Genomic DNA, 21,598 nt, shown 5'->3' on the forward strand with positions numbered 1-21,598 from the left:
TACCCCGATATCGGACCAGGGGCGGCCCCTAGTGCAGAAAGACCTACTTTTCCAACGTCGCGGTCAAAATATCGTGGGCGCCGTCGAAATCAAACATGTCCAGGCAACGCTGCAGGTCAGCGGTTCTTTTCGTGCCATAGCGCGCTTGAAACTCACCACGCAGCGCAGCGAACCGTGCATTTGCTTCGCCATCCATGGCCGCCAGCAGTTGGGCCAGTTCCTGTAACGCCTCCTGCCACGCTAGCGGGGCACTCAATGCCGGCGCTTCTTCGAGCACCTGCTCCGGCAAGGCGGCTGCAATGCCTTGGCACACGCGCGCCATTTCCTCTGCCAGCGCCTCGACGTCGCGCTGCACCTGCGCCCATTCCACGTGGCTTTGCGCCGCCGCTTCGGCGGCTCCCGCCAGTTCCTGCACCTGGCGTGCGCCCAGATTGCCCGCCACGCCGCGCAGCGTATGCGCCATGAGTTCCGCGCTTGCGTAATCCTGCTGCTGGAAGGCGGCCGCGATGCGCCGTGCCGTGCCGCCTTCTTCCTGGGCGAAGCGGCGCAGCAGATCGGCCAATAGACCGTCATCGTTGCCCGCCACCGTGCGTGCCACCGTCAGGTCGATGCCCGCTAGTTCGGCGGGCAGCTCCGCGCCCTCTTCCGCCCCCTCGTCTATTTGCGCCCCCTCACTGGCGGGAACGTCGTCGCTCAGCTTGTCTTTCAAATATTCGCGCAGCAGGCGATACAGTTCGGCCGGCTGCAGCGGCTTGCCAAGGTGGTCGTCAAAGCCCTCTTGCAGGCAGCGCAAACGGTCCTCCTGCATGGCGTTGGCGCTCAAGGCGATCACCGGCAAGTCGTCGAAAGCGCGGTCGTTGCGCACATGCCGGGTGGCCGAGCTGCCATCCATTTCCGGCATCTGCAGGTCCATGAAGACCAGGTCGTAATAGGCCGGGCCCACCAAACGCAAACGGTCCAGGGCGATACGGCCGTTTACGGCGGCGTCCACTTCGATGCCGCAGCCTTGCAGCAATTCGGTGACGATCTGCCGGTTGATGTCATTGTCTTCCACCAGCAGCGCGCGCGCGTCGCGGAAGTGCGGTGTGCTCATGATCGTACGGCGCACACTGGCGTCCAGACTCACCGGCTGGTGCGCCCGCTCGAACTCGAGCGCGAAGTGGAAGCGGCTGCCCACCCCGGCCTCGCTCTCCACGTCGATCGCGCCGCCCATCAGCGTCACCAGGTCGCGCGAAATGCTCAGGCCCAGCCCCGTTCCGCCGAACTGGCGCGTGGTTGAACCGTCCGCTTGCGAGAACGGCTTGAACAGCCGATCCAGCTGTTCGGCCGTCATGCCGATGCCGGTGTCCAGCACGCTGAATTCGAGCCGCACCCGTTCGGCTGCCGCCGGCATGGCGCGCACCGTCAGCGTCACGGCGCCTTCGGCAGTGAACTTGATCGCATTATTCAGCAGGTTGATCAACACTTGCCCAAGGCGCAGCGGGTCGCCGCGCAGGCGGCGCGGCACATCGTCGGCCAGCTCGAAGCGGTACTCCAGCCCTTTCTCGGCCGCGAAGGGCGCGGTCAGCGACGACACCTGTTCCAGCGCTTCAGCCAGATCAAAATCGGTGCTTTCGATGTCGAGCTTGCCCGCTTCGATCTTGGAAAAGTCCAGGATGTCGTTAATCACGCCCAGCAGCGTTTTGCCGGCCAGGTGAATCTTTTGCACATAATCGCGCTGCCTGGACGAAAGATTCGTGGCCAGTGCCAGGTACGACAGTCCCAGCACGGCATTCATCGGTGTGCGGATTTCGTGGCTCATATTGGCCAGGAAGCGCGACTTGGCTTGCGTGGCCTCCTCGGCCTTATCGCGCGCCGCCTGGGCTTCTTCCTTCTGCTGGAGCACTTCGGCGGTGCGCGCCGCCACTTCCGCCGTACGTTCCTCCACTACCCGCTCGAGGGCCTCGCGTTGCGCGGCGAGCTGCCGTATGCGCCAACGATATAGGGCATACACCCCGCCCAGGAAAACCACGGCAAACAAGAATTGCGCCCACCATGTCTGGTTCCACGCAGGCAAGACGTCGACGTCGATTTGCAGCGGCGTTTCGACCCAGTTGCCGTTATGGTCCGATCCGCGTACTTGCAAAGTATAACGGCCAGGAGACAAGTTAGTGTATGACGCGACACGGCGGCCGGAATCGGTTTCAACCCAATCCTTATCGAAACCGACAAGCCGATACGCGTAGCGGTTCAGTTCAGGCACGTGATAGTCCAGAGCAGCAAACTCGATCTCAACGCTGTTAGCTTCCGGCGTGATCGTGAGCGGGAGCCGCTTTCGGTCTGCAGCGTGTTGCATCGGCAGTAGCTTCCCTCCGACTCGTATTGCGGTCGCGACCACTGATGGCCGGCATGGGCGTGCCTCGAATCGGCCTGGCCAGACAATCGTGGCGCCACCTTCGCCTCCGACTACAAACTCGCCAGCGGCCGTGAGTGTACTGGACGTCCAATAGTCGGGAAGCGCGACGCCTTCGCTTCGGCGCAGTCTCTCAATGGCTAAATTGTCAGGATTGATACGAATAAGGCCATCTGAGGAGACGCCCCATATCATGCCCACCGCATCTACTTTCAGATCGCCAAATTGAGCATCGGGTAATCCTTCCGCGCGCCCCATCCGTCGCAACCGCGGCAGCCGTTCGGCAGTGCGGCCTTCAAGAATTTGCAACCCAGCAAGTGTGGAAATCCAAAGACGTCCTTGGCGGTCCGTGGCAAGCGCATGAACTCTGTCGTTGAGTAAATGCTGCTCGTCGGGGCCTGACCTAATCTGCTCCACTACCGCGCCATTGGTCGGATCAACCAAGTATAAGCCGGTACTTGTTCCCACCCAAAAAGTACCATTCGGCCCCTGTTCCAGTGCGCTTATCTGCATCCCGCTCAATTCTTTGATTGCTTCAACTTTCTCCGGTTTTGCCAAAGTGCCGCTGACCATGTACAGCCCATTGTCGAACGTACCCATCAAAAGTTTGCTGCCCGCGCGTGCAAAACGCGACATCCCACCCGTTGAGTTTAGCGTTGGCAAATGTACTCTTGTTACGGTCTGCCCATCGGCTGTAGCGCGATAAAGACCTCGATTTGTGCATATTCCAACCTCACCAATTGCATCTACACCAATGTCGAGGACTGCGGCTTCAGGAAGACGACGCCCCAGCTGATTGGGACTGGTTTCGAGGCGCATGATCGATCCGGTAGTGGGGTTGACGATATCCACGCCGCCGTTGGTCGCCCCCATCCAAACGGTACCATTAGGATGAGCGAAGACAGTTGAATACCCATCCTTCATCACGAGTCCGGGTTTCAATCCATTGAAGCCGAGAGACGTCGCCGCCAATCCGGGTTCAAACCTCGTGATACCACGTTGCGTCGCAAGCCAAAAAGCGCCGCTCCTGTCGCGTAAAAAGCCATCCACCATGTTTGAAGGCAGACCGTTGGCGCGCAGCGGGTCATATTTCAACGCGTCCCACTTTAATGTGGATGCGTTCACGACGATAATACCGTTCGAGAATGTATTGAACCAGACCTCACCGGGATGAGGCTCATTGATGCTGCGGGGGAAAGCCGTAACGGTAATGCTCCGAATAGTTTTTGTACTCGGATCAAGAACATGCATCAGGTTGTCTCTGGTACCGATCCAAATCTTCCCGTCGCTAGCGACAAAGACGGCTGATATGTTAGGGGGCGCTCCGTTGCTAGGGGGTAAAGGGACGTCTTCGAAGCGTGGACTGCCGGCATCTTTTCGCATCAGCCCCCGTGCAGTACCCATCCATAGTGTTCCGCTGGCCTCGCGTTGCAAAGAGGTAACTTTGATAGACGATATGTCACCATTGCTTGAAATACTACTTTCGCGATATCGGGTGACGGCGCCACTGCCTGGCACAGCATCCCTGGGAACGTGCACCAAACCGCCTAGCGACCCGACCCAAAGCCCCCCGGCGCCATCGCTAACGATGCCGGTTATTCGTCCAGGGAGCAAATCACCGCTGGCCCTGCTGAAAACGACAAAGCGATCACGTGCGCGGTCGAATCGAGCCAGGTTCCCAGTAACTGTGCCTACCCATAAGCGGTCCGCGTCATCAAAAAACAACTTGACGACATAGTTATCGGGCTGCGCCACGCCATCGCCTGAACTTGGCTGGAAGATCTGGAAGCGGTAGCCATCCCAACGGGCTACGCCCCTTTCGGTCCCTGCCCAGATGAAACCATCGCGGTCCTGTGCCAATACCTTCACGCCGCCGCCTCCCACCTCGGCCGGCGTTGAGTATGTCTTAAATAACGGCGGCGTCATCGCGGGCCACCGCTGCGCCCCCAATTCTGTGTGAGCGGCGGAGCTTGGTAGCGATGCCAGCAAAAACAACGCCCCGACAATAAAGCGAAGGACGGCGATGAAGCATAGCAGCTGGCGACGAGATTTAAATTCCATATACGTAACACTTAGGTAAAACATGAGTTGAGTATAAGAGCTGCGCGCAAAAAATCTCCTGCCTATTGTTGAAATGCCTTGCAAATGAACAATATTCACCAATATAAAACATGCAATGAATTATTTGCAAGTTTTGGAGCGCAATTGCCGGCCGATGAACTCAATTACCCGGAAGGGCCACTTCGGAATAGACGTTCAGTATGGTGCTGGGCGTCCCGGAGGTAATCGAAATGTTAAAAAAAAATGTAAATGGCCTACGTCTAGGCATCGAGTGCAACCTTGACCCCAACCAAGCCGCGGGGACAAGCAATCCTGTGCAAGCCCGATTTGATCGGTTGGGGCAAGAAACGCTCAAGATGGAGCATCGCACTGATTCGACCTGGCTCAGCGGCTTTAACAACATATATCTCAGTCGCGGCAACCTTTGCGATAGCAGTGGCAAGGACTTCAACGGCCACCACGTTGGCAGGAATACGATCATCTGTGGCGAGCCCAACAGTCGGGACCACGCGAAAATGTGCCAATTCGCGGATATATTGAACTTGCAGAATGTCGCCTACATCATCGACCTGCGGCAGCAGAATGAAACGGTGGGGGCTGACTACACGCCCTTTGAGCCAACGAAGTATACGACCGGAGAGCAGTCCGCCGCATTCCACTTGACAAGGCAGCAGGTTGGCATTCGCGACTATTCTGATTCGTCCGCAAAGATGGGGCTATTGAAAGCCTCATTCGGCGAAAGCCTGCAAGATATCAAGTATTTGAACTTTCCTATTCCCGATTTTAAGGCTCCTCAGTCTATCAACGACTTGCACAAGATCGCCAGTACCATCTGCAAAGCGCGGGATGAGGTCGCTGACCAGGGTTCCGACAAAAAATTGCTCGTTCATTGCAGGGCTGGTGTGGGCCGTTCAGGCACGCTGACCGGAGCGGCAGATGTGCTGCAGCTCTACAAGGACAGGAAACTGACAGCAGACAATTGGGAGGATCAGGTCGACAACTGTATCTTGGACCTGCGCAGGCAGCGCAGCAATATGATGGTTCAAGACTTTAGTCAGTATGTCGCGCTACGCAATTACGCGGAAAGACTGGTTGCCGGCGCTTTCGATACTTCAATAAGGGGCGCAAGCATCGGTGACGGTTCCAAGACACTTCCACAAGCTCAACTGCATCGGGTTGGACGGCAATTTCCATTTACGGACGCAGGTGTCCCACCAAACGCTAGTCGTCCGACGCCACCGCCGAGGCCATCCAAGGGCCAAACAAGCAGTGCAGAGCAAGCAGTTTCGCATAATCAGCCCACGGTCCTTGCTGCCCCACCAGCAACTGGAGATCGTCGGCCACCGCCACCGCCCAAGCCAGGCCGTGTGAGCGCAGAATTTGCAAAGCAAACAGGTTCTCATGTTCAGCGCACTGGAGAGCCTGGTGCACCGCAACCCAAGGCATCCCCGGTCGAAACAAAGAATACAGAGCAAACAGGTTCATTTAAGTCGGACCGCCCCGTCTCACCACCCGCAGGGTCGCGGAGCCCTGTACACACGCCGCAAGCGACGCGCACTTCCGTTACCAGCGCCGTGACGAAATCGAAAAAATCCCAGGTTAAAAATCAGGAACTGCAAGATGAACTTCAACGTTGGGTCGACACAGGGAAGGAGCTTGATGCGCAAATCGATCAACTGAAATCCCAACGACGCACTATTCGTTTCCAACTTCGAAAATTCCTCCTTGGTGGCAAAGGGAACGAAGAAATTAATCAGGCAATTCGGTCACTGACAGTTGCGCGCGATCGAGTTTACTCGCACAGGACCAGACTAGATCAGCAAAATGCTGATATTTTGCTGGCAAGGAGAAGAGCTGAAGCTACTCTGCAGCAAGCCGGAAAAGGCCGGTAGTGTTGACCACCGACGGCATGACTCTGGCGCCATAAAGGTTCCAGCGATAGTCCGGGCGATTGGGCACGAAAGTGCCCAATCGCCCGGACAAAGGTGCAGTTGTCTGCGTTGTGGCATCTCACGCCCATGCACCGCAATCGGTGGTCGCGTTATTAAGCGCTTGCGGGAAACGTACGCCACGAGCCCCCTCAGCATCGCGCGCCACGAAGGTCTTTTCAGATCAAGACATGGCATTCCCCCGATTGGACGGACACTTCACTTAGGCGCATTTAAGTGTGTGGGCTTCGAATTGTACCGGGCTGACGTAGCCCAGTGTTGAGTGTCTGCGTTTCTGGTTGTAGAACCTTTCAATATAATCGAATACGTCGGCGCGCAAGGCGTCGCGAGTCCGGTAGTGCTTCCTGTTTAGCCGTTCTGTTTTCAGTGTCGAGAAAAAGCTCTCCATCGCGGCGTTGTCCCAGCAATTTCCCCGCCGGCTCATGCTGCATATGATGCCGTGGGCTTCAAGCAGGTTCTGAAAGTCTTCGCTCGTGTACTGGGAGCCCTGGTCGCTGTGATGCAGCACTTCCTTCGGGCGGCCACGGCGGAATACCGCCATTAAGAGCGCATCCATGACTAACTGCGACGTCATTGTTGGCTGCATCGACCAGCCGACAACGCGACGCGAATACAGGTCGAGGACAACCGCAACAAAGAGCCAGCCCTCCCCAGTCCACACGTAGGTAAAGTCAGCTGCCCATTTCTGGTCCGGTGCGCTAGCTTCAAACTGGCGATCCAGCAGGTTCGGTGCGATCGCGTGAACTTCTCCAACAACTTGACCAGGATGCCGGCGGCGTCGATGGCGTGCTTTCATGCCGGCCTTCTGCATTAGCCTGGCCACGCGATTCTCGCTACACGTCTCGCCTTGGTCCCAAAGGTCTCGCACAACACGCGGCGATCCATAGGTGCTATCGCTTGCCTCATGGCTGACACGGATTGCATGCTGAAGCCTCTGATTCTCCATTTCACGTTTGCTCGGCGCCCGCTCCAGCCAATCGTAGAAGCCACTAGCTGAAACGCCAAGTAGGCGGCACATGGTCCGGGTTGGCCACACCGCCCGATGGCGGGCAATAAAGGCATACTTCACTTGGGCTCGGCAGCGAAGTACCCGAGCGCTTTTTTTAATATGTCTCGCTCCGTCTTCACCTTGGCCAGTTCACGGCGCATGCGCTCGTATTCGTCCAGCGATACCTTCTCAGTGCCTGCAGGTCTCGACTTACTGATGCCTGCAGCGTCACGGCACCAACGGCCAAGCAGGTTTGGCCCAATCCCTAGGTCTCGAGCTATACCGGCCCTGCTGGCTCCAGGCTGGCCGACCAACTTGACCGCTTCTCGCTTAAACTCTTCTGTGAAATTCCTGCGTTCCCGCTTCATACAAAACCTCCGTAGGTGACATCATACCTTTCCGAAGTGTCCGTCTAAACGGGGGAATGCCAACATGCTGGCCCCGGTTCTTCGAAAACACAGACTTAGTCATCGTCACATTCAAGGCGAACTTCGTCGCCTGCACGAAACATCCCCAACCAAACGCAACGATCCAACGCCCTCAATCGCCTTAACAAGTCTTTTCTGGCCCAGAAACGGACTTTCGAAAACAGATCATTAGGTACGGCCGCCTTGCACCAGGTGACTTTGTGCAAATGGACGTTTGCAACATCGGGCCGGGCTCATTTATTCAACAGTCATGCGATGGACTTCGCTGCCCTTATTGGACTGAGAGAACGAAGCGGATGCTGAATGAGGTTTATTGGCTGGCCGGCATGGATGGCCCCTGCACCGGCGCTCCAGCCGTGCCAGCGACAGGCGGTATCATGCTGCCAGAGGAAATCACGCCCGGGGTATTCATCAGGTCAAGGCGCTTTTGCACGCCGCCTTCCATCAGGATCACGTGGCGCGGCTGCAAGTCCTCCAAACTGACGCCTGGCGACAGCATGGAGCCAACCGGAAGGACCTGGGCAGGCTGCCCATCGGCCGAAATGATCGCCACGCTGCCACGGCCGCGGGTATCGGCCACCACGCCGCGCAACTGGTAATTGCTGACGGCTGCCAGCGCGGTATTCCCGCCAAACAGCCCACGCGCAGCGTCCATGTTCGCTTCCGGCGCCTGCGCCACCGGCACCGCCGCGATCGGGCGCTGCTTCGGCTTGAATAGCTGCATGCCCCAGTAGGCCAGCGAGGCAGACAGCAGCGCGACGGCGGCCACACTGCAGATCAAAGGCAAACGTTTCAATTCGATTCTCCAGGTTCAGCGCACGAGCTGATTGATTTCGATGATCGGCATCAGCACGGCCAAGACGATCAGCAGTACCACCACGCCCATTGCCAGGATCAGCATCGGTTCCAGCAGGCCGGCGATGGTCAGCGTGCGCCGCTCAGGTCCGATTCCTGGGCGCTGGCGGCGCGGTCCAGCATGGCGGGCAGTTCGCCGGTGATTTCGCCGGCGCGGATCATGTGGATCAGCATCGGCGGGAAGTGTTTTTGCGCCGACAGCGAACGCGCCAGGCTGGCGCCTTCGCGCACCGAGTCGCTGGCCTGCTCGACCAGGTCGCGCATGGCCACATTGGACAAGGTGTCGCGGCTGGTTTCCAGCGCGTGCAGGATAGGCACGCCGGAACCGGTGGTGATCGCCAGCGTGCTGGCGAAGCGCGAAGTATTCAGGCTGCGCTCGAACTTGCCGTACAGCGGCGCGGTCAACAGCCAGGTGTGCCAGCGCAGCTTGATCTCGGGATTTTGCAGCATGCGCCGCACCACAAAGCCGCCCGCCACCAGGATACCCAGCATGGCAAAGCCGTAGCTGCGCACGAAGTCCGAAATGGCCAGCATGATCACCGTCAGCAGCGGCAGTTTTTGCTTGGTGTTGGCGAATACCGACACGATCTGCGGCACCACATAGGTCAGCAGGAAGATCACGATCAGGAACGCCACCACGGTCACGATGGCCGGGTAGGTAAAGGCCAGCTTGACCTTCTGCACCAGGGCGTTGCGGCGCTCGATGTAGTCGGCCAGGCGCGACAGCACGCGCGACAACTGGCCGATCTGCTCGCCCGAGGCGACCAGCGCGCGGTAGATTTCCTGGAAATCGCGCAGGTGGCGCGACAGGGCGTCCGACAGCGAGGAGCCGCCCATCACTTCCGAACGGATCGAGGCGACCAGGTCGCGCACGTATTGGCGCTCGGCCTGTTCCAGCAGGGCGGTGAAGGCTTGCTCGAGCGGCAGGCCGGCTTCCAGCAGGCTGGCAAGCTGGCGCGTGAACAGCGCCAGCTCGGTGGTGCTGAGCTTTTCGCCGAAGCCGCGGCGCGCGGTGGCGCCGCTGGCATCGACTTGCGCCGAGATGGCGTCGACCTTGATCGGCACCAGGCCTTGCGAACGCAGGTCGGCGCGCGCGGAACGGGCGCTGTCGGCATTGACCACGCCTTTCTTTGTGGCTATTTGGTGGCTTGGGAAATGGGGAGCAAAACCGTGTGCTGGCGAAACTAACTGCGGACAAGGGCACAATTAGGGAGTTGACATCAGACTTCAATGCAAAAGAGAATCAAAGGCGGGTGGACCTAGGTAGAAGCTCTGGAATCGGTACAGTATCTAAAACAGAAAAAGCTCAACCCTCGCGGAATAGTGATGCTACAACGCATTCACAGCCATCCGCACCTCGCCCCCCGCAATTTCCTGATGTAAGTGACCCAGCACGCCTGAAAAAGGAGATCGCCCGCTTGCAAAATAAGACAACATCCCTTTCCTATCGCTTTCGCGACACGTTTCTCGGCGGTATTGGAAATAGATCTACGAAACGTAAGCTGGACGCGTTGCTTGAGAAGCAAGGTGCAATTAACCGTGCGAGAACGGCTCGCGAAGCCGAGGCCGCAGATATGAGTCTCCAACGAGTGAGAAGCGCTAGAATCGGCTGAACGCCTAATATCGGAACCAATCCATCGAAGAGTCCTAAAATGGCGTAAGGCTGAATCGGTATGCCGTGCGGCGCTCAACCGCAACAGCATATCCGAGCAAACGTTGACAAGGGCGCCGGACCGAAAGTCCAGCGCTCCCTGCCACTTAGCTAAACTTACTGCTGCTTGACCAGGGCACCGCTAGCGCCGACCAGAGGCATTGCAAAGCTTTGGCCTGAGATCATCCCAGCAGTCACATACGACGCGCCGAAAATCAGGCTCGGCGCGCGGTCGCCCGGGCGCAAGTTAACCAGCGCCGCCAGGCCATTCAGACTGCTGCGATCTCCCTGCGCCGGGCAAGCGGCGCCCTCGCCGTGCAGGTTGATGTTAAAGAGATTCTTGCCCGCACTGCTGGGAATGATCATGCCGCGGAAGGTGCAGCTTCCGATCGTTGCCCTGACCATCGCCATCGTAGCTCCCGCAGGGCCGCTGATGGTCAAAACTGGCCCTTCCCCCGCGGTGCCATAGCTGCCGTGCAGCAGATCCAATTGTTGCGCCTGATCGGAAGTGGCGCTGTAGTTGAATTGGTAGCTCGCCTGCTTCTCGCCCGCTTGACCGACCAGTTCGACAGTCAGGGAGTTTTGCGGATTGAAGCGCCCGCGCAAGATACCGCGCTGAGCAGCGCCCGACGCACCTTCCGGCGCATACAGCTTGGCTTCCACGGCGCCGTCATTAAGGTTCATATAACCGGTGACCAAGTCTTCGCGCAGCGTTCCGGTGACCTCGGCATAACCGCCCGGCGCGCCGCCGCCCGCCGGTGCCGATGAGAGGAAGAATGGCGTGCTGGGCGTACCGTTTGCCACCAGGGCAAAGCTGGCACGGCCATCCGCTGCGGCACCGATCCAGATGCCGTTGGCCAGATTTTGATCGCCGCTCCCCGGCTTCGATTCATCAGGCTTGGTTGGATCGGTTACGGTACCGCCGCCGGTGTCTGGCTTGGTTGGATCGGTTACAGTGCCGCCACCGGTGTCCGGCTTGGTTGGGTCGGTTACGGTGCCACCACCGCTATCCGGTTTGGTTGGCTCGGTTGTGGTGCCGTGCCCGGTGTCGGTACCTGGGTGTGTCACAGTTGCCGTACCAGTGGCCGTACCACCACCACCTCCGCCTCCGCCTCCGCAACCAAAGAGAGCGATGCAAAGCGGTGCGACCGAAGCCAGTCGTACGATCTGTTTGTTCATGATGCCTTTTCCATTTTGATAGTTGTAGGGAAGCGGGCCCTGTGCCCTGCTTGATTCGGAATCGAGTATGGCCCAGGCTCTATGGCAAGTTTCCAGCGGGTGATAAAAACAGGACCGTTTAACGTCCGTCTTTTCTAAATGGTCTGGCCGGTAAACAATGCGTTGTAACGAGGTTCATGTGGCTGCCACGCCGGCGGGAGTCCTCCCGCGCCCGGTCGCGCCTCCGCGGACGCGGTATTTAGTTGCCGACAGAACTCACGCGCTGATCATTCATCAGGTCAAGGCGCTTCTGCACCCCGCCTTCCATCAGGATCACATGGCGCGGCTGCACTTCCTTCACGCTGACACCGGGCGACACCTCGGAACCGACCGGGAAGGCCGTAGCAGGCTGGCCGTCGGTCGAAATGATCGCCACGCTGCCACGGCCGCGGGTATCGGCCACCACGCCGCGCAACTGGTAATTGCTGACGGCTGCCAGCGCGGTATTCCCGCCAAACAGCCCACGCGCAGCGTCCATGTTCGCTTCCGGCGCCTGCGCCACCGGCACCGCCGCGATCGGGCGCTGCTTGGGCTTGAACAGCTGCATGCCCCAATAGGCCAGCGAGGCAGACAGCAGCGCGACGGCGGCCACACTGCAGATCAAAGGCAAACGTTTCAATTCGATTCTCCAGGTTCAGCGCACGAGCTGATTGATTTCGATGATCGGCATCAGCACGGCCAAGACGATCAGCAGCACCACCACGCCCATCGCCAGGATCAGCATCGGTTCCAGCAGGCCGGCGATGGTCAGCGTGCGGCGCTCCAGGTCCGATTCCTGTGCGCTGGCGGCGCGGTCCAGCATGGCGGGCAGTTCGCCGGTGATTTCGCCGGCGCGGATCATGTGGATCAGCATCGGCGGAAAGTGCTTTTGCGCCGACAGCGACCGGGCCAGGCTGGCGCCTTCGCGCACCGAATCGCTGGCCTGCTCGACCAGCTGGCGCATGGCCACGTTGGACAGCGTGTCGCGGCAGGATTCCAGTGCGCGCAGGATAGCCACGCCCGGCCTCCCACACGCGCACTTCCATGGCGTTCGCGCCGGTCTGCAGGTCCACCGCCGATTGCGCGCCGGACTGGCCGATCGCCGCCTGTCACAGCGCGTCCAGCTGCACCAGGTCGCGCGTGACAGCCGACTCGCTGCGCGACAACACATCGTCGCGGATGATGTAGCTCACTAACTGCAGCTGGGACGCTGCATTCTCCGACAACACGGTGCGGATGAAGACCAGGCGCGAATTATCGGCCAGGATGTTCTGGTGTTCGCGCAACAGCGGCTTGTCGGCAATCTGCTCCAGGTCGCTCTGCAGCTGGGCGAACGTGAGCTGGATGCCGCGCGTCTGCTCCATGTTTTGCGTGAGCTGCTCGCGCGAGCGCACGATGCCGTCGAGCCCGCGCCAGCCCATCACGGCGACGATCGCCAGCACGGTGATCGCGACCAGTTCGACTAGGGTAAAGCCGCACGTATTCTTCATTCCTGCAGCACCAGTTGGACTAGCTTGACGATGCGCCGATCGGGTGCGCCCGCCTCGAACACGCTGACTTCGACCCGGCGCATGCGCGGGTTCGGCGAGATGATCACTTCTTCCTCGCAGATGAAATGCAGATCGGCCTGCGGGCATTCGTAGGACGTCTTGCCCGGCGCCGGCCAGCTCTTGGCAAGGCGCACCTGCACCAGCCGGTTCTCGGCCGACCAAGTGGCCATCATGGTGGTGCGCAGACTTTCGCTGTTCTGTGTCAGGCTGCCCATAGCACGCAGGACTGCGCCCAGTGCGGTGCCGACAATCAGCAGCGCCACCAGCACTTCCAGCAGGGTGAAGCCTCGTTGCCGCATTATTGGTCCACAATGGAATGGCCGACGCCGTCGGCGCGGATGGAAGCGCGCAGGTCACCGCTAGCGATGGTCAGCACGAAGGGCCGGTCGACCGGCTCGCGGCCGAAGACAATGCGCAGGGTGCCGGACACATTGATCGGCGGGTCCGGCACCAGGGTCACGGGACCGAGCTCGAATGGGCGCTCGCGAAGCAGGTCATCCTGCGGCAGGGTCTCCCAGGTCCTGTCGTTGCGCACCAGGAAGCGGTAGCTGTCCGGTGCCGCCTCGAAGGCGATCGGCCGGTTGCGCACGATCGCCTCATCGCGCGCCAGCTGCAGCAGAAGCGCGATGCGCTGCGCTTCCTTCTGCATGGCCTGCGCCTGGGACGGCGCGACATTCATCACGGTCAGGCCGAGCGTGATGCCGATGATGACGAGCACCACCAGCAACTCGATCAGCGTAAAGCCGCCTGAGCGTTCAGATTTCCCAGGAGCCGATATCAATATCATCGCCGGTGCCGCCTGGCAGGCCGTCGGCCCCATACGAGAACACATCGACTTCCCCCTTCACGCCCGGGGACAGGAACTGGTACGGATTGCCCCAGGGATCCTTCGGCATCTTCTCCAGGTACGGGGCCTTCCAGCCGTTGGCCGCTGGGCCGGCGGTTGGCTTGGTCATCAAGGCTTGCAGGCCCTGTTCCGTGGTCGGATAGCGCTGGTTGTCCAGCTTGTACATCTTCAGCGCCTGCATGACGGTGGAGATTTCGACCTTGGCGGCGGCCGTCTTTGACTGGCCGACGCGATCGAGCACCTTAGGCAGCACTAGGGCCGCCAGCACGCCCATGATCACCACGACCGCCATGATCTCGATCAATGTAAAACACCCGAATGGTGTTTTGTTCAAGTCCGCACAAATCAGCTTTCGTAAATCCGACGAAGTTTCGCAGTCTATCGGCTTCGCACACTTCGGAATAGGTGAACTGGTCCGAAAAAAACCACTCTGCTGCCTTTCTGTTCGCCGACACAGAAGGAAGACCAGAGTTCATGGCGAGCGAATTTGAACGGTGAAACGGGTCTGACTTCCGCAGATCGACGCCCAAAGACCGGACGCCTCAAACAAAATGGCGCCCCAGCAAGAGTCATCACAAATCATACTTGCCTAAACCGAAACCACATCTTTAAACAAAGGACCTATTCTATGAATACTCAAGAATGGCAGGGTGTTTTCCCCGCAGTAACCACTAAATTCAAGGCGGACGAAGAGCTCGACTACGCGGCGATGGAACGACACTTCTCGTACATGATCGATAATGGCTGTCATGGCCTCGTGACCTGCGGCTCCTTTGGCGAAGCGAGCACATTGTCCTTTGACGAAAAACTTGCCGTTGCACGGACTGCCGTCGCCGTCTCCAAAGGGCGCGTTCCCGTACTCGCCAATGTCAGCGAGACCCGTACCACCAACGCCGAACGCTACGCGCGTGAAGCACGCGACCTTGGCGTGGACGGTCTCATGGTGATGCCCTCCGTTCTGTATGCCGCCGACGCATTTGAAGCGAAGTCCAACCTCCGCACTATCGCCAAAGCTGCCAAACTTCCGATCATGGTCTACAACAATCCCGTTTCCTACAACGTTGACCTGACGCCGAGCGACTTTCTGGAGCTGTCCGACGTCGAGGAAATTGTCGCCATTAAAGAATCGAGCGACGATATCCGTCGCGTGCCGGATCTTCGCAGCACGGTGGGTACTCCCCTCTTAGAGGTGCTGACATGGCCAGGATTTTGGTTATCGAAGATTCGCCAGTAAACATGGAGGTGCTCACTGTCCTGCTTTCGAATGAAGGCCATGAACTGTTCCTCGCTGAACGCGCCCTTCCCGGAATCGAGATTGCCCGCCAGCAGCCGCTAGACCTGATACTCATGGCCATCAACATGCCAGGTGTCGACGGTATCGAAACAGCAAAGATGCTACGCGCACACCCAACAACGCGCGCCATTCCACTGATTGCCGTAACGGCCTTGGCCATGGCTGGCGACCGGGAACGCATTTTGGACGCCGGGTTCGATGACTACATTGCGAAGCCATTTGATCATGGCCAACTTCTGCAAAGGGTTGGGTATTTCACCGATCGCAGTTGACGGTGATCCTCACACCATCCTTGCGCTACGGGGTATCAATGCACTTGTCTCTTGATATGTATCTTGCCGTACAGACTAAGAGCGGACTGCGTGCTACAAGAAAATTAGTGAACCTGAATGGAGGTCATCATGAAGACGCTAATTATCCTATGCAGCGCTGTCATCAGCTTAAGTGGCTGTGTCGTTTCGCCACTTTACGGTGTCGAGGGACGGTACCACTCTCGAAGCTATGACCGGAGAGACGGCAACTACAATTACTATCACCACGGCTACCGTTATCGAGACAGCAGAGAGTATCAGGGAGATCCATACCGAAATTAAGTAGTTCCAAGATGCGCCACTCGATCCATCTCTACTACCGCTGAACGCTTAGCTGAAGAGGCATAAGCGCAACTTGGTATTTCAATTGCGCGAGAATGTGAAAGCAATGGGGACTGCATGCATACGATTACTCGCGTCGACCTGTCCGCCTCTCTCCAGTCCGCAACCGGCTTCACTTTTTCGAGGGATGCACAAAAATTCATCGAAAACCTTTTCGAAGAAATTGCACTCGCGCTCGAGCGGGGAGAAGAGGTCTCACTCCAAGGATTTGGCAAGTTTAGGATCCTCGCAAAAGCTGCGAGACCAGGCAGGAATCCGAGGACGATGGCGCCATGCACCGTGTGTGCCAGGCGGGTGGTGGTGTTTCATCCGGATTCCACGTTAATCAAGAATTGCCAACGCACTTGATTCGACTCGCGGAATTCGCCTCCAGGGAAATGGCGCCAGCCGGCTACTGTCAGTTGGACGCAATACCAAGATGCCGTACAATCGCTCGCTTTCCGACACCACGCAATGCAAAGATTGCCTGCTGAAATTTCAAACGCGGAACGGCGGCGCCATCTTCCCACTTGTGCACAGACGGGTCAGACGCGCCAATGAGTCGTCCCATTTCTGCGAGGGATAGTCCTAATCGACCGCGCACGGCGCATGGTAGCGAAAGCTTTGGCGGTGAAGCACTGCCGCGATGTTTTCTGCACTTCAGATGATTTGTAGTGGTCGCGGGGGCGTTTCTAGTGCCCTTTATCTTGCTTTTTAGCGCGCCAACTTCATCGCGCAGAAATCCCAGCTGGGCCTTGAATTGCCGCCCATCTCATTAATGATTCCTACTTTGCCTTCAATTCTTTGCAAGCAAGCAGGGAGATTGGGCCTTTAAAGCCTTAGAAATAGCGAAGCAAGACACTTCCATTGCATCAGCGTGAATTACCGCTTCCTGAGCGCGAACTATAGCTAAGTTGCCGCACGACAGCATTATCGGATTCTTGCGATTCTGACGCATATGGTAGTTCAGCATGTTGGTCTGAACAGTCATGCTTCCGGTGCTGATCCTGGGAACCACTCAGCACACGCGCAATTGTCTCGTCGCCGAATTTCTGATTGCGAAGATATGTTGACGCATAAGACAAGCCATGCGTACAGACCAAGTCAATGGCATGATCAATGACGGTTGTCTTCACTCGCTGTTGTCGGCGTTCCGTGGGAACTAACATGATCCAACTCCAATCTGATCCGACGTCACCAAGATAGCATATCCATAGTCCCCTTGCATGGTTGCCCTTTCGAATCGAACAAGGCCACCGGAAGACTTTGCATCTCGGCGTTCGGCACGGCCAGCCACTGACCAGGCACCGCGTCAGGCACCAGGCTACTCAGTATGTTCGCGGGACGCGAGCGGGTGTCGAGTGGCCAATACTTTATCGATGCGGAGACCATCCAAGTCAACCACCTCGAAATCCCACCCCTGCCAGTGACAGATGTCGCCTGTTCGCGGAATAGTCCCGAGCAGAAGCATGATCATGCCACTGAGGGTGTTATACCGACTCTTTTCCTCTTCGGGCACGCTTTGAAGTGCCAGCCGGTCCTTCAGTTCGGGGACCGGAATCAATCCCTCTAGGAGCCAACTGCCATCCCTACGGACAACCGCCCAACTGTCTTCCGCGCACGGAGGTTTGAACTCGCCGGTAATGGCCTCCAAAACGTCTTGCAGCGTCACGATACCTTGCACTTCGCCATATTCATCCACAATGAACACGAGGTGGGTGCCAGTCTGCTTGAAGTGCTCCAGCAGCTCCATGCCCGTCAATGTTTCCGGAACGAAGACCGGCAACTGAAGATGGACTCCCAAGTCCAGTTGGGCACCTTGCCTTGCTTGGGTAAGCATTTGGCGCGCGCTGGCGATTCCAATTACCTGATGCCAGCCGCCCCTGAGTACCGGGAAGCGGGAATGTTCGCAATTGTCGAAGCGCGCCATATTGGTCACCAGCTCGTCATCAAGGTCAAAGTAGATGACATCATTGCGCGGTACCATAAAGGACGCCAACTGGCGATCCTCCAAACGAAAGACATTACGCACCATCTGGTGCTCCTGGACTTCGATAACACCGGATTCAAATCCTTCTTCGAGCATCATGTGCAGTTCCTCTTCCGTGATCGTCTGTGGACCAGCCTGTCGCACGCCCAAGCCTCGCAATATCAGCTGAGTGGATGCCGAAAGCAGTTTGACAAATGGCTTGACGATCCCTGCCAGAATCAGCATAGGACGTGCAACGACACGCGCTACCGGCTCTGGATTCAGTTGGCCCAGGCGCTTGGGAACTAGTTCGCCCAGCACGATCGAAAAATAGGTGATTGTGAGGACGACCAGAGCCGTTGACAGATTGTTGGACCAGGCAGAGGGGATGCCGAGAGACATCAACCATTCGCCAAACGGACGGGCAAGGGTCGCTTCGCCGACAATACCATTCAGGACACCTATCGACGTGATGCCTATCTGTACTGTGGACATGAATTTATTGGGATCAGCAAACCTGCCGAGGTATCAATTGTGATCCGGCTTGGCGGCAGAATTTTCAGTCCCCAATCTGCTCGGTCATTCTAACGCGCCTGACACATGATCCCTACTCCCTAGCCAGGCAATGTCTGGTGCCTCGTTTGCGTAGCTAGCGGTACATTGACCTTACCACTGCATTAACGATCACATTGACGAGATCGGAGGGACCTACGCCTCGCTCATCTTGTTAAAGAAAAGGCTTCCTAAAATGATGCTGTGCTGGCGTCGGAGAATTTCGCCCAGAGTGTCCGGTGATTCGGTCACTATCATTGCTGGGTTTCCCATCTATACTGATAAAGCAGAAATCATTTTCAATTCTTGGTCGATCGCACTTGACCAAGTCTTGCCGCCCGACGTTTGTGTGCTCGATTGGGCCATAAGTGCGGTAGGGAGCCAGAGATGCTGCACGAATTCCTGTCCAACAATCGCAGTGAACTCGTCGATCGCTGCAGAGCAAAGGTCGCCACACGTGAACATTCCGCGACAGCCGAGCAATTGCAAAATGGCGTCCCGATGTTTCTTGAACAGTTGATTTATACATTGAGGTCAGAGCAAGCAAGTAGCACGCTCCAGACTAAAACAATCTCGGTCAAGCTGGAACCCGCTCTGCCCCGCACTGAGGTTCAGGCATCGGCGACTCTGCACGGTCAGGACATGCTCGCACTGGGCTTTACGGTCGACGAAGTGGTTCACAACTATGGCGATCTGTGCCAAGCGATCACCGACTTGGCGGTCGAGCGCGACGCCCCGTTTGCCGTCGACGAATTCAGGACCTTGAATCGATGCCTCGACAATGCGATTGCCTATGCAGTCACTGCCTTTAGCCTGCAGCATGATTTCATTGAATCGGGCCGCCACAATGCCGAAGAAAACAAGCGGATGGGCTTCTTTGTCCACGAGCTACGCAACCTGCTTGGCACCGCCAAACTTGCCTATACGGCCTGCCGGACTGGCAACCTCAACCTGAATGGGGCAACTGGAGGAATTTTGGACCGCAGCCTGGACGGCTTAGACAGCCTGATTCAAACCACCGTTTCACTCGTGCGCAATGAGCACCTGGACGGAATGCGGGACATCTTTTCGGTTGCAGACTTTGCCGCAGAGATCGAAGCAGCATCAGTTTTGGCGGCAGTTGCGAAGCAGTGCCGGCTGACGATCATGCCAGTCGATCCGGAATTGGCGATAAAGGGCAATCGGTCGATGCTGTTGGCGGCCGTCGTGAACTTGTTGCAGAATGCCTTCAAGTTCACGCATCCGCACACCGAGGTCACGTTGACCTGCCATGCCGTCAATGACAATGTCCTAATTGAAGTATCCGACCATTGCGGCGGGCTAGGTGCCGAATTGGCCGAACGCATGTTCCAACCCTTTGAACAAGGCGGCGCCGATCGCTCGGGGCTCGGGTTAGGCCTGACGATCGCCAGGCAGTTCGTCGTGGCGAACGGTGGGCGCCTGAGCGTCCGCGATCTGCCCAATGTTGGCTGCGTGTTCACTGTCACACTGCCACGCCATGCCATAACTGACAGCGTTAAGTAAGCGATGATCCAACTCGTGGACCCGGTTTCCCCTCGGACGTAAAACACTACATTCGCCTAGAAAATCCCCATGGCAGACACCGTGGCCAAACGGTGAATGATGTGCTCGCCACGAAGGCGCCATGACTCCGCTGACACACGCCAACACGCTCTATGTTCGTGCCACGGGATTCCAACTTCTAAGTTCCGCTTCGGGGCAACTGTCAGCTGAACGCGGTACTAAGGCGCTCGGCAATCGCTCGCTTTCCGACACAACGCAATGCAAAAATCGCCTGCTGATATTTCAGACGCGGAACGGCGCTCCGTGCACAGATGGAATCTGGCCTTGAAATCAGTTCTGATCATCGGACCGCTAGCGGGCGCCGCTATGTATTTCGCAACGGCGACCGGCTTTTCGTTCGGCCCGTTTGCTGATGTCATCGGCGTTGTAGAAAGCTGCGTTTAAGAACACTCGCATAAAGCAGGTCGTTCTAAAAATCGACAGCCCTGGCGGAGCACCGGTCGAAGCAGAGCGGATTGTCAGCGCGTTCGTCACTTACAAACAGAAGTACCCAAACCAGTTACCGCGGTCATCGGGAATCTGGGCCCATCCGCAGCGTACATGGCGACCATGCACGCTGATCGTATTGTCGCGGGAAAGTACAGCCTGGTTGGCTCGATCGGTGCGATCCTCGCTCCATGGCAGCTTGATAAGGCGATCGCTCAACTGAAGGTATCGCACCGTGTCTATAGTTCGGGTCGCCTGAAGGCATTCTTGAATCCATTTACTCCGTTGACCAATGATTCGGACGCGAAGGCCACAGAGCTCGTAAACAAGGTCGGCGGCGCGTTTGTCCAGGATGTGCAGCAGCAAAGAGGGCGACATCTGAAGGCGGGGATAGACTTCGGTACCGGTGAAGTATGGAGCGGGATGGAAGCGAAGGCGCTTGGCCTCGTCGACGAGATCGGAACGATGGAGACGGTCGTTGGTGCACAGACAAACCTCAAGGAGTTCAACTTTGGCCCACGTGGTGAAGGGTTCGCTAGCCTCGGCAGCCGGTTCGTGGGAGCGATCTTTTCAGCCGTCAGCGACGCTCGAGTAGGCGCTGCCGCAGCCACAGAAGTCGTTGGCCCCAACGTTCTTGTGGCGCGACTTACGTGCAAGGAACTCATGGGCCTTGGAGGTACGGCCATGTTCGTGCCAATAGCCGGCGGATCCATGATTGGCCTGGCATATTGGCTGCAGGCTGGGAGGGCTGGCGTGCGCTTGTTCCCCAAGGATAAGGTAGTGTATGGTGGTCGACAAGTGCCGCGTACTGCGATTCACGAATGGGGCCCGAACAGGTGCTTCTTTGAGTACGATTTGTACACCACCCATTTCGGCTCGATCGTCAACGGCGAAGTGGAGAAGTTTTTGTTTGGTACCATTGACGACCAGGGGGCGAAAGCAGTCCGCGCGTTCGTGCGCGGGGATCACGCCGATGTACACGATTCGTTCCAGGAATTCTTTGAATACATGGCAGCGCAGAAGCTGCGCGCGCCCAAAGGCCTTGACTGGATCCGCTCATGCTACGGCTCTTTGGGCCAAGTCGACCTGATGGTCGAGATGCAGGCTTTGCGCCTGATGCATTGCACAATGTGAGTCGAGGGTGTGCGGGAGATCGTGTCGGCACATGACTCGGATGTGAAATTCATATTGACGGACCACCCCGTGACGGTCTACAACGCGGC

General features: G+C 57.8%; 13 protein-coding genes and 5 pseudogenes. 6 read left to right on the plus strand and 12 right to left on the minus strand.

The features are described from left to right. Positions 1 to 43: 43 nt before the first annotated feature. Positions 44 to 4,453: an ATP-binding protein gene (locus ACN9M3_RS20745; protein ID WP_426318503.1), complete on the minus strand. Its 4,410-nt coding sequence runs from the start codon at positions 4,451 to 4,453 to the stop codon at positions 44 to 46. A gap of 230 nt (positions 4,454 to 4,683) precedes the next feature. On the opposite strand from ACN9M3_RS20745, the gene ACN9M3_RS20750 reads away from it, so the two are divergent. After that, positions 4,684 to 6,345 (plus strand): protein-tyrosine phosphatase family protein, encoded by a 1,662-nt coding sequence (locus ACN9M3_RS20750; protein WP_426318504.1) that lies wholly within the window; start codon positions 4,684 to 4,686, stop codon positions 6,343 to 6,345. Positions 6,346 to 6,604: 259 nt separating this feature from the next. Here ACN9M3_RS20750 and ACN9M3_RS20755 read toward each other — a convergent pair. The 10 genes and pseudogenes from ACN9M3_RS20755 to gspG all read right to left on the minus strand — a co-directional run bounded on the left by ACN9M3_RS20755 (position 6,605) and on the right by gspG (position 14,267). After that, a protein-coding gene (locus ACN9M3_RS20755; protein WP_426317948.1) for an IS3 family transposase occupies positions 6,605 to 7,758 on the minus strand; the annotation gives its coding sequence in 2 pieces (ribosomal slippage) (positions 6,605 to 7,497 and positions 7,497 to 7,758; 1,155 coding nt in all). A gap of 370 nt (positions 7,759 to 8,128) precedes the next feature. Beyond that, positions 8,129 to 8,614: a type II secretion system protein N gene (locus ACN9M3_RS20760; RefSeq protein ID WP_426318505.1), complete on the minus strand. Its 486-nt coding sequence runs from the start codon at positions 8,612 to 8,614 to the stop codon at positions 8,129 to 8,131. Positions 8,615 to 8,629: 15 nt separating this feature from the next. Further along, positions 8,630 to 9,813, minus strand: a pseudogene (gspF, locus tag ACN9M3_RS20765) (type II secretion system inner membrane protein GspF). Between the two features lie 628 nt (positions 9,814 to 10,441). Continuing rightward, positions 10,442 to 11,503, minus strand: coding sequence for a hypothetical protein (locus ACN9M3_RS20770; RefSeq protein WP_426318506.1), 1,062 nt, complete (start codon positions 11,501 to 11,503; stop codon positions 10,442 to 10,444). A 238-nt stretch (positions 11,504 to 11,741) separates the two neighbouring features. Then, on the minus strand, positions 11,742 to 12,161 hold the full coding sequence (locus ACN9M3_RS20775) for a type II secretion system protein N (RefSeq protein WP_426318507.1): 420 nt from the start codon (positions 12,159 to 12,161) through the stop codon (positions 11,742 to 11,744). A 15-nt stretch (positions 12,162 to 12,176) separates the two neighbouring features. Then, positions 12,177 to 12,542 (minus strand): annotated as a pseudogene (locus ACN9M3_RS20780) (type II secretion system F family protein); the annotation flags it as partial. Between the two features lie 88 nt (positions 12,543 to 12,630). Beyond that, complete coding sequence (locus tag ACN9M3_RS20785) at positions 12,631 to 13,011, minus strand: PulJ/GspJ family protein (protein ID WP_426318508.1); 381 nt, start codon at positions 13,009 to 13,011, stop codon at positions 12,631 to 12,633. After that, positions 13,008 to 13,370 carry a type II secretion system minor pseudopilin GspI gene (gspI, locus tag ACN9M3_RS20790; protein ID WP_426318509.1) on the minus strand — a complete coding sequence of 121 codons (363 nt, stop codon included), beginning with the start codon at positions 13,368 to 13,370 and terminating at the stop codon, positions 13,008 to 13,010. The genes ACN9M3_RS20785 and gspI overlap by 4 nt, the downstream gene beginning before the upstream one ends. Next, positions 13,370 to 13,858: a GspH/FimT family pseudopilin gene (locus tag ACN9M3_RS20795; protein WP_426318510.1), complete on the minus strand. Its 489-nt coding sequence runs from the start codon at positions 13,856 to 13,858 to the stop codon at positions 13,370 to 13,372. The genes gspI and ACN9M3_RS20795 overlap by 1 nt, the downstream gene beginning before the upstream one ends. Further along, entirely contained in the window at positions 13,827 to 14,267 is a 441-nt protein-coding gene (gspG, locus tag ACN9M3_RS20800) for a type II secretion system major pseudopilin GspG (protein ID WP_426323817.1), read from the minus strand. Before gspG ends, ACN9M3_RS20795 begins: the two co-directional genes overlap by 32 nt. Positions 14,268 to 14,546: 279 nt before the next feature. Between gspG and ACN9M3_RS20805 the strand changes: the two are divergent. The 3 genes and pseudogenes from ACN9M3_RS20805 to ACN9M3_RS20815 form a co-directional block, all read left to right on the plus strand. Then, positions 14,547 to 15,092 (plus strand): annotated as a pseudogene (locus tag ACN9M3_RS20805) (dihydrodipicolinate synthase family protein); the annotation flags it as partial. A gap of 23 nt (positions 15,093 to 15,115) precedes the next feature. Beyond that, positions 15,116 to 15,484 (plus strand): response regulator, encoded by a 369-nt coding sequence (locus ACN9M3_RS20810; protein WP_426318511.1) that lies wholly within the window; start codon positions 15,116 to 15,118, stop codon positions 15,482 to 15,484. Between the two features lie 438 nt (positions 15,485 to 15,922). Continuing rightward, a complete protein-coding gene (locus tag ACN9M3_RS20815; protein WP_426162443.1) occupies positions 15,923 to 16,213 on the plus strand; it encodes an HU family DNA-binding protein in 291 nt (96 codons plus the stop codon). A 955-nt stretch (positions 16,214 to 17,168) separates the two neighbouring features. Here ACN9M3_RS20815 and ACN9M3_RS20820 read toward each other — a convergent pair. Then, positions 17,169 to 18,323 (minus strand): annotated as a pseudogene (locus ACN9M3_RS20820) (hemolysin family protein); the annotation flags it as partial. Between the two features lie 429 nt (positions 18,324 to 18,752). Here ACN9M3_RS20820 and ACN9M3_RS20825 point away from each other — a divergent pair. Next, positions 18,753 to 19,889, plus strand: a complete 1,137-nt coding sequence (locus ACN9M3_RS20825) for a sensor histidine kinase (protein ID WP_426162445.1) — start codon at positions 18,753 to 18,755, stop codon at positions 19,887 to 19,889. A 564-nt stretch (positions 19,890 to 20,453) separates the two neighbouring features. Beyond that, positions 20,454 to 21,509 (plus strand): annotated as a pseudogene (locus ACN9M3_RS20830) (S49 family peptidase); the annotation flags it as partial. Positions 21,510 to 21,598 lie beyond the last annotated feature (89 nt).

Origin of the sequence: Pseudoduganella sp. R-43 (assembly GCF_049913255.1) — a bacterium.
Taxonomy (GTDB): Bacteria; Pseudomonadota; Gammaproteobacteria; order Burkholderiales; family Burkholderiaceae_D; genus Rugamonas.

Bases quoted from the DNA above. Each gene is read 5' to 3' on its own strand.
- ACN9M3_RS20825 (WP_426162445.1), top strand. From the start codon at position 18,753: ATGCTGCACGAATTCCTGTCCAACAATCGCAGTGAACTCGTCGATCGC.
- ACN9M3_RS20785 (WP_426318508.1), bottom strand. From the start codon at position 13,011: ATGAAGAATACGTGCGGCTTTACCCTAGTCGAACTGGTCGCGATCACC.
- ACN9M3_RS20745 (WP_426318503.1), bottom strand. From the start codon at position 4,453: ATGGAATTTAAATCTCGTCGCCAGCTGCTATGCTTCATCGCCGTCCTT.
- ACN9M3_RS20815 (WP_426162443.1), top strand. From the start codon at position 15,923: ATGCATACGATTACTCGCGTCGACCTGTCCGCCTCTCTCCAGTCCGCA.
- ACN9M3_RS20810 (WP_426318511.1), top strand. From the start codon at position 15,116: ATGGCCAGGATTTTGGTTATCGAAGATTCGCCAGTAAACATGGAGGTG.
- ACN9M3_RS20750 (WP_426318504.1), top strand. From the start codon at position 4,684: ATGTTAAAAAAAAATGTAAATGGCCTACGTCTAGGCATCGAGTGCAAC.
- gspI (WP_426318509.1), bottom strand. From the start codon at position 13,370: ATGCGGCAACGAGGCTTCACCCTGCTGGAAGTGCTGGTGGCGCTGCTG.
- ACN9M3_RS20795 (WP_426318510.1), bottom strand. From the start codon at position 13,858: ATGATATTGATATCGGCTCCTGGGAAATCTGAACGCTCAGGCGGCTTT.
- ACN9M3_RS20770 (WP_426318506.1), bottom strand. From the start codon at position 11,503: ATGAACAAACAGATCGTACGACTGGCTTCGGTCGCACCGCTTTGCATC.